8 protein-coding genes and 1 pseudogene are annotated in these 7,191 nt (G+C 68.8%); 1 reads left to right on the forward strand and 8 read right to left on the reverse strand.

Translation table 11 applies throughout. The annotated features are described in order from the left end of the window. Nucleotides 1–393, forward strand: a 393-nt coding sequence (locus ON37_RS13615) for a RecB family exonuclease (protein ID WP_040719617.1), incomplete at its 5' end; no start/stop codon positions are given. Between the two features lie 24 nt (nt 394–417). On the opposite strand, the gene hisG is transcribed toward ON37_RS13615, so the two are convergent. The 8 genes and pseudogenes from hisG to ON37_RS13655 all read right to left on the reverse strand — a co-directional run. Further along, nucleotides 418–1,269, reverse strand: a complete 852-nt coding sequence (gene hisG / locus ON37_RS13620; protein WP_040719619.1) for an ATP phosphoribosyltransferase — start codon at nt 1,267–1,269, stop codon at nt 418–420. 91 nt (nt 1,270–1,360) lie between these two features. After that, the gene (locus ON37_RS13625) at nt 1,361–1,624 is read right to left on the reverse strand and encodes a phosphoribosyl-ATP diphosphatase (protein WP_040719622.1); all 264 of its coding nucleotides are present in this window, start codon (nt 1,622–1,624) and stop codon (nt 1,361–1,363) included. A gap of 86 nt (nt 1,625–1,710) precedes the next feature. Next, a complete protein-coding gene (locus ON37_RS13630; RefSeq protein WP_040719624.1) occupies nt 1,711–2,280 on the reverse strand; it encodes a GNAT family N-acetyltransferase in 570 nt (189 codons plus the stop codon). Between the two features lie 22 nt (nt 2,281–2,302). Then, a complete protein-coding gene (locus ON37_RS13635; protein WP_040719626.1) occupies nt 2,303–4,117 on the reverse strand; it encodes a choline/carnitine O-acyltransferase in 1,815 nt (604 codons plus the stop codon). Then, entirely contained in the window at nt 4,114–4,929 is an 816-nt protein-coding gene (locus tag ON37_RS13640; RefSeq protein WP_217999935.1) for a class I SAM-dependent methyltransferase, read from the reverse strand. Before ON37_RS13640 ends, ON37_RS13635 begins: the two co-directional genes overlap by 4 nt. A 28-nt stretch (nt 4,930–4,957) precedes the next feature. Further along, nucleotides 4,958–5,917, reverse strand: a complete 960-nt coding sequence (locus ON37_RS13645) for a HalD/BesD family halogenase (protein ID WP_245553188.1) — start codon at nt 5,915–5,917, stop codon at nt 4,958–4,960. 127 nt (nt 5,918–6,044) lie between these two features. Continuing rightward, on the reverse strand, nt 6,045–6,710 hold the full coding sequence (locus tag ON37_RS13650) for an HAD family hydrolase (RefSeq protein ID WP_040719627.1): 666 nt from the start codon (nt 6,708–6,710) through the stop codon (nt 6,045–6,047). A gap of 26 nt (nt 6,711–6,736) precedes the next feature. After that, a pseudogene (locus tag ON37_RS13655) lies at nt 6,737–7,191 on the reverse strand (serine/threonine protein kinase); the annotation flags it as partial.

Genomic DNA, 7,191 nt, shown 5'->3' on the forward strand with positions numbered 1-7,191 from the left:
GCGGACGGGCGATTACGGGTGGTGGACTACAAGACCGGCCGCGCCCCGGCGCCCGATGCCGAGCAGCGCGCGCTGTTCCAGCTGAAGTTCTACGCGTTGATCGTGTACCGAACCAGGGGCGTCGCGCCCGCCCAATTGCGCCTGCTCTATCTGCGCGACGGCGAGGTCCTGACCTATGCGCCCGATGCGGACGAACTGGCGCGATTCGAGCGCATCGTCTCCGCGCTCTGGACCGCCATCACCACCGCCGGGCGCAACGGAGACTTCCCGCCGCGGCCCGGATGGTCGTGCCGATTCTGCGAGTATCGCCCGTTGTGCCCGGCGTTCGGTGGCACGCCGCCGCCGTATCCGGGCTGGCCGGCCGATGCCGCGGCCACCGTGCCGCGACCGTAGCCGCCCGGTTCCGGTGGCGCCGGGTCAGAACGCGCGACAGGACCGGATGTCGGTCGCCAGGATCGCCTTGGCTCCGAGTTCGGCCAGCTGATCCATGACCTCGTTGCCCTGCTTGCGCGGTACCAGCGCGCGGACGGCCACCCAGTCCGGATCGGTCAGCGGGGAGACGGTGGGAGATTCGAGTCCCGGCGTGATGGCGGCCGCCCGATCGAGCAGATCCTTCGGGCAGTCGTAGTCCAGCATCAGATACTGCTGGGCGAAGACCACGCCCTGGACCCGGGCGACGAGCTGGTTGCGGGCCTTGTCGCCGTGATCGGAGCCGACGGCCTCGATCAGCACGGCCTCGGAATCGCAGAGCGAGTCGCCGAAGGCCACCAGATCGTGCTGACGCAGGGTACGGCCCGAGCCGACCACATCGGCGATGGCGTCGGCGACGCCGAGCTGGATGGAGATCTCCACCGCGCCGTCGAGCCGGATCACCTCGGCCTCGATTCCGCGCCGCTGCAGATCGCGGAGCACCAGGTTCGGGTAGCTGGTGGCGATCCGCTTGTCGTAGAGGTCCTCGACCTTCCACTCCTGGCCGGCGGGCGCGGCGTATCGGAACGTCGAGCGGCCGAAGCCCAGGCTCAGCCGCTCCTGCACGGGCGCGCCGGAATCCAAGGCGAGATCGCGGCCGGTGATGCCGAGATCGAGCCGCCCGGAGCCGACATAGATGGCGATGTCCTTGGGCCGGAGAAAGAAGAATTCGACCTGGTTGGCGTTGTCGATCACCGACAGATCGCGCGAGTCGGTGCGCTTGCGATAGCCGGCCTCGGTCAGAATTTCGACGGCCGATTCGGACAGGGAGCCCTTGTTGGGGACTGCGACGCGAAGCATGGATGTCCTTTCGGGACGGGTAGCGGACTGGATGTGTCAGGGAGCGGTCGAACCGCCGGGCCCGGGGCCGTCACGGCCGGGCGATCACCTGTCACAGATGTCGGTACACGTCCTCGAGCCGCAGGCCCCGGCCCACCATCAGCACCTGCACCCAGTACAGGAGCTGGGAAATCTCCTCGGCGAGCCGCTCGTCGGTCTCGTGCTCGGCGGCGATCCACACCTCACCGGCCTCTTCGATCACCTTCTTGCCCTGCGCATGCACGCCGGCGTCCAATGCCGCCACGGTTGCGGAACCCTCCGGACGGTTGGCCGCACGATCCTGCAGCTCGGCGAACAAGGTTTCGAAAGTCTTCACGGGAGGCCATTCTTTCAGACGACCGCATATGTCCCGCAATCGGTTATCGGCCCGGCCCGCCGCGCTTCCCGCAGCTGTGCCCGCGGTCACCCGGTCGCGGCGTCCGGGCGTTCGATCCGGTAGACGTAGTGCCGGCCGTCGTCGATCGGATTGTCCGGCGGCAGTTCTCCCTCCGCCACCCGCACCATGCCCGCCTTCTCCAACGCCCGCCACGAGGCACGGTTGGCCGCCGCCACCGGAATCACGATGCTGTCGGCCCGTGGGTGATCGACCCAGGTCGCGGCGATGATCGCGCGCACCATCGCCGTGCCCAGCCCGCGCCCGACCCGGTTCGGGTCACCGATGAAATAGTCCAGCGACACCGCCTCGGCGGACACCGCCAGGATCGGCCGCACCTGGGCGACGTACTCGGGCCAGTCCGCCCAGCGAATCCGCTGCACCAGCCCGACCGGCACGTCGTCGGCACTGACCAGCAGATCCTCCGCGGCGACCTCGCCGCGTGCGGTGGGCCCGAAATCGCGCTCGATCGATGCAGCGTCGACGTCGTGATACCACCACCGGCGGACGTGCGGTTGCGCCAACCACTGCCCGAGCAGAGCGAAATCCGCCGGGGTCAGTGTGCGCCACGACCACCGCGGCGACGCCGGATCGACCACGGAAGCGACAGTAGCCGCCCCGTCACGCCGAGGCGAGCAGTTCCTCCAGTTCGGCCACCGCGCGCCGCAACTCCTCGGCGAACCGATACATCTGCGCCGCAACCGCTTTCGGGGTCGCGAGGTAGATGTTCCACCGGTCCGGCAACAGCACGTAGGCGACCCCGATGCACTTCTCGCTGGTGCAACCGAAGCCGAAGTACTCGATGTTCGCCGAGGGCGCCGAGCTGGTGCTCAGGTAGTCGTCGCGGGTGATGATCCAGCCGGGGCTGTCGAAGAAGGGCATCGGCTCGGTCGCCCCCAGTTCGGCGCCGCGGCGGCGCTGCACCCACTGCAGTTCCCACAGATGCTGTTCCGGCGCCTCACCGCGCTGGCACTGTTTGGCGCGTTCCACGTGGGCGGTGGCGGCGGCCCGGGCGGCAGTCAGTTTCGCCGCCGCATCGGCGGACGAATCGTCCATGGCGGCAACGAATTCCTGCAGTTGCGGGGTGACCACCCGCATCGCCTCGGTGCGGCCGTTGCGGTACTGGCGGGTCGCGATGGATTCGTAGGTCGCCCCGAGCATGCCTTTACTGCGCTGATGGGCCAGCTGATAACTCAACTGCGCGAAGGCATCGGGCGAGATCCCGAGCTGTTTGGCGCGCGTGGTGCCGAACCGGTCGAACGACACCGTGGTGGTGGCATTGTCGGCGACGAACTGCGCGAAGTCGGCGGCGGCCGCGGCGACGGTGCCCCGCAGCTCGTCGTCGAGCCGGAATTCGATCGGCTCCACGGACGGCAGGCCTTGCGGTTGCGCTCCCGACGAGGCCGCGTGCTCGGCCGCCGTCTGCTCGAGCAGGGCGTCGACGAACGACAGAATGGTGGTGCCGTCGAGGCCACAGTGTTCGACGTTGATGCCGGCGCTGCCGTCGGCGAAGACGATGAGCGATACCGCCTTGTCGAACCACCGGTTGCCGCTGTCACCGTGCAGCAGCTGATCGCAGGCGGCGAGCCGATCGGCCGGAACCACATCGTCGAGACAGACACAGAACAGCGCCGTCTCGATGGTGTCGAGAGCCGCGGCGTTCACCGGGTCGGCGGCCAAACCGCTTCGCACACCGGCCCATTCGGCCCGGGCCAGCGTGGTCAGATGCCCGACCGAGGTGTCCACCGGCGCCTGCTCCGGGGCCGCCTTGAGCACGGCGCGCAGGCCGTCGGCCAGATCGGCGGTCGCGTGCGGCACGCCCGATGCGCCGATCACCTCCATCCGGAACATCACACCGTGGTGGAACACGACGATATGCCGCGCCTGCGACGGCCCCGGCCATTCGTCGGTGTAGGGCATGCGCACGGTGTCCTGCGGGTCGCCCGGAATCCTGGTCTCGGAGAACAGCGATTTGTTCTGCGCCATCGACAACGGCGCACCGCGCTGCACGACCGGCGGGATCTCCTCCCGATCGAGCCGCAGCTTGTAGTCGACCGCCGCGGTGATCAGCGCGGCCGCACGCTCGGCCTGCTGCTCCGACGTCGACCGCGCCAGCGGGGTGTCGTCGCGGAAGAGGAAAAAGAAGTTGGCGTTCACCGCGATCCGGTCCCGCCGCCCCAGATAGCGCGACGGCCAGAATTCGTCGAGCCAGCTGCCGACGCCCGGGGTGCGGTCGAATCGCTCCAGATCGGCGTGCAGAATCCGGGCCGGCCCGTCGGCGCGCAGCAGGTCCGCCACCGCGCGCTCGGTGGCGGCGTATTCGTCCTCCGACAGCAGCGGTCGCGACCACTCCAGGAAGCGGGCACAGCTGTCCTCGAGGGTGGGCAGCGGTACCCGCGGCAGCTGATCGTCGAAGGCGAAGGTACGGTCGGTCACGGGCAGTCCTCGGGGGTCGATTCGGGTACGGAGATGTAGAGCTCGGCGTGCAGCCAGCCGTCGGATTCGTACCCGGTCGGGTCGATGTCGTTGGCGGCCAGGGTATTCAGTACCTGTTGCTGTTCGGCGGCGGAGGCGAAGCGGCGCTGCCGGAAGGTTCCGGGCCGCCGCTCGGTCCGGTATCCCAACGCGGCGAGTTCCTCCGCGATCGGGGCGAAGGGGTACATCCGCAGCACGAAGTGCGCCATCCACGGTAGTCGCGTGGCGTGGGCGCGGGCCACGCGTGTCAGGGTGCGGCCGGTGACGTAACCCACGCAGCCGGTGGAGATCACCAGATCGGCCGAGGCGAGGATGCGGCGCTGCGCTTCGGTGGGATCGGCGCTTTCCAGATCGGCGTGGACCGTCTCGTGGAGCAACCCGGTCGCGGCCGCGTAGTCGAGTGCGGGCGCGGAGGCGTCCATCCCGATGAAGCGGAGCCGCGGTAACCGGTCGTCGGCGGCGAGCCGGGCCCGGTCGCGTGCGATGCAAGTAGCGGTGTCGGCGTCGCGATAATGTTCGGCGAGTTCGGCGATGGTGGTGTCGAAGCGCAACAGCGCGGCGTTGACTCCGTAGGAACAACCGAGGTCCAGAACGGTCGGTGCGCTCCCGGTGGCTGTTTCGTATTCACAGAACAGATCCAGAAAGGCCGGCTTCGCCAACTCCGGTATGCAGTAGTCCAATTCGGCCATCCGGCGGCAATAGGCGCTCGGATCGGGGCGGTCGTAGATGTCGTCGAACGAGGCTTTTCCGGTGCTGTGCATCGAAACCGTCACGGGCGATCCTCCTGAGTCGAACGAGTGATCAGTCGAGTAGTCGGTCGCCGCGCACGGCGTTGCCCGCCGCGGCCAGATGGTCCGGCAGGACGCGGCCGAACAATTGCCGGGTGCGCTCGACCGCGCCGACGATGCCCGGACGGTCGCTGTAGGCGAAGATCGCGGTATGACGCTGGCCGGTACCCGCCACCGGTGAGACTCGGTGCAGCGAGAAACGGCCCTGGAACAGTTGCAGATCGCCCGGGCGCAATGTGAGCCGGCGGACGAATCGATCCCCCGCGCCGGTGAGCACCGCCCGCACATCGGCGAGGTTCTCCGCCTCGGGAGTGCGGATGCGCGGACAGTATTCGAACACCCCGCCCGCATCCGGTTCCTGGGTCAGCATCGAGACGGTGAACTCGTTGGTGTCGAAATGCCACGGATGCGACATCCCGGGCGCCACCACGTTCAGGCACAATCCGGCCAGCGGGTCGGTGTATTCGTGCAATCGGGGCAGCCCGAAGCAGTCGGCGATCAACCGCTGGAACGACGCACTCGTGTAGAGCACCTGGATCAGGGCGGTGCGCGGAATGAGATCGCGTGCGACGAAGGCGTTTCCGCGTTCGAGGACGATCGTCGCGGGGTGATCGGGCGGGAGCTCACTGTCGAGGGGAATGTTGTAGGCGTTGACCTTCTCCACCCGGTAGTAGGCATGCGGCGCCAGCTCCGCCCCCTCGGCGCGCAGTGTTGCGCGCATATCGGGGCGGACGAATCCGGTCAGGACGGTACAGCCGTCGGCGGCGAGTTCGGCACGCGCGCGCTGCACCACCTCGTCCCAGCGGGCGCTGCCCGGCGCGTCGAGCGGATAGCGTTCGAGGTCGACGATCTCGGCCAGGTGCGGCCGGGTCCCGGACTCGCTCGTCTGCTCGGAAGTTTGCTCGATTCCACCGATTTCGCCGCCGGTTCGGCCTGGTGCACCCACGTCGCCACAACCCCCTGTCGCCGCCATGAAGATCATTGTGACCCGCCGGACGACATTGCACAGCCGATTCCGGGATATCGTTGGGAAAGGTCACAAACCCTCGAGTAGCCAAGTGCGCCAGCGATATTCGCCGCCACAACGAGCGCGACGCAGGTCAGATCAGTTCGGCGGGCAGCAGGCCCAGCTCCTCGACGGTCAGGCCGATCAGTGATTCCCGGAAGGTCAGCCCGGGCCGATGCGGGACGGCGATCTCGCAGGGCACCACCAGGACCCGGCATCCCGCGGCCAGCGCAGCCGCGGATCCGGTGGGCGAATCCTCCACGGCCACACACTCTCCGGGGTCCACCCCGAGCAGTCGCGCCGCACGCAGATACGGATCCGGCGCCGGTTTGCCGTAGTCGACCTCGTCACCGCAGACCGAGACGTCGAACATGTCGCGGCCCAGGGTTTCCAGGCACAGCTCGGTGAGCGTGCGCTTGGTATTGGTGACCAGAGCGCTGGGCAGGCCCGCCGCGCGGAGGCCGGCCAGCACCTCCTGAGCTCCCGGGCGCCACGGAATCGGGCCGGCCATCAGTTCGGTCACCCGCCGCTCCAGCCAGACGCCGGCGGCCGTCATCGCGGCCGGATCGGGTGGCAGGCCCAAGCCCTCGAACAGGATGCGCACGGCGGTAGGCCCGTCGGCACCGATGAGCGCGTGCCGCAGCGTGTCGCTCATCCGCCCACCGAGCTCCTCGGCGAGTTCCCGGACCCCGATGTCCCAGAGCTTCTCCGAATCCAGCAACGTGCCGTCCATATCCCACAGCACCGCGGCCACCGCCATCCGGAGCTCTCCTTCCGATCCCGCCCTCAGGTTCCCGACGCGGTGATGAGCATCCGGCCGGAGGCCGTATCCACCGTGAACCAGCGGCTCTCCGAGGTGACGGTCCCGTTCTTCAGGGTATAGGTGAGCGTGGCCACCGCCCGGCCCGGACCGCTCTGCGTCACGCCACCGACCCGCACGGAGGACACGGTCGACCAGAAGCTGGCGTATTGCGCATATCCACCGGTCTGGGACTGATACGACGGGGCCAGCTCCGCCCACGCACCGCTGGTATTGCCCGGCAGCATGCCGTAGTAGCCGGCGATGAAGCTCGCGATATCGGCCGAGCGCGCAGGACCGAAGGGTGTGCTCGTCGGCGGCGGGACCGCGCCGGGGGCCGGCGCAGCGCTCCCGCTCGGGGCCGGTGTGGGCGTGAGCTGCCCGCTGGGGTGCGGGCTGCCGAGCGGCGCGCTGCCGCCCGCGCCGGTGGCCGACGAACCCC

This window comes from Nocardia veterana NBRC 100344 (assembly GCF_000308855.1).
GTDB lineage: Bacteria > Actinomycetota > Actinomycetes > Mycobacteriales > Mycobacteriaceae > Nocardia > Nocardia veterana.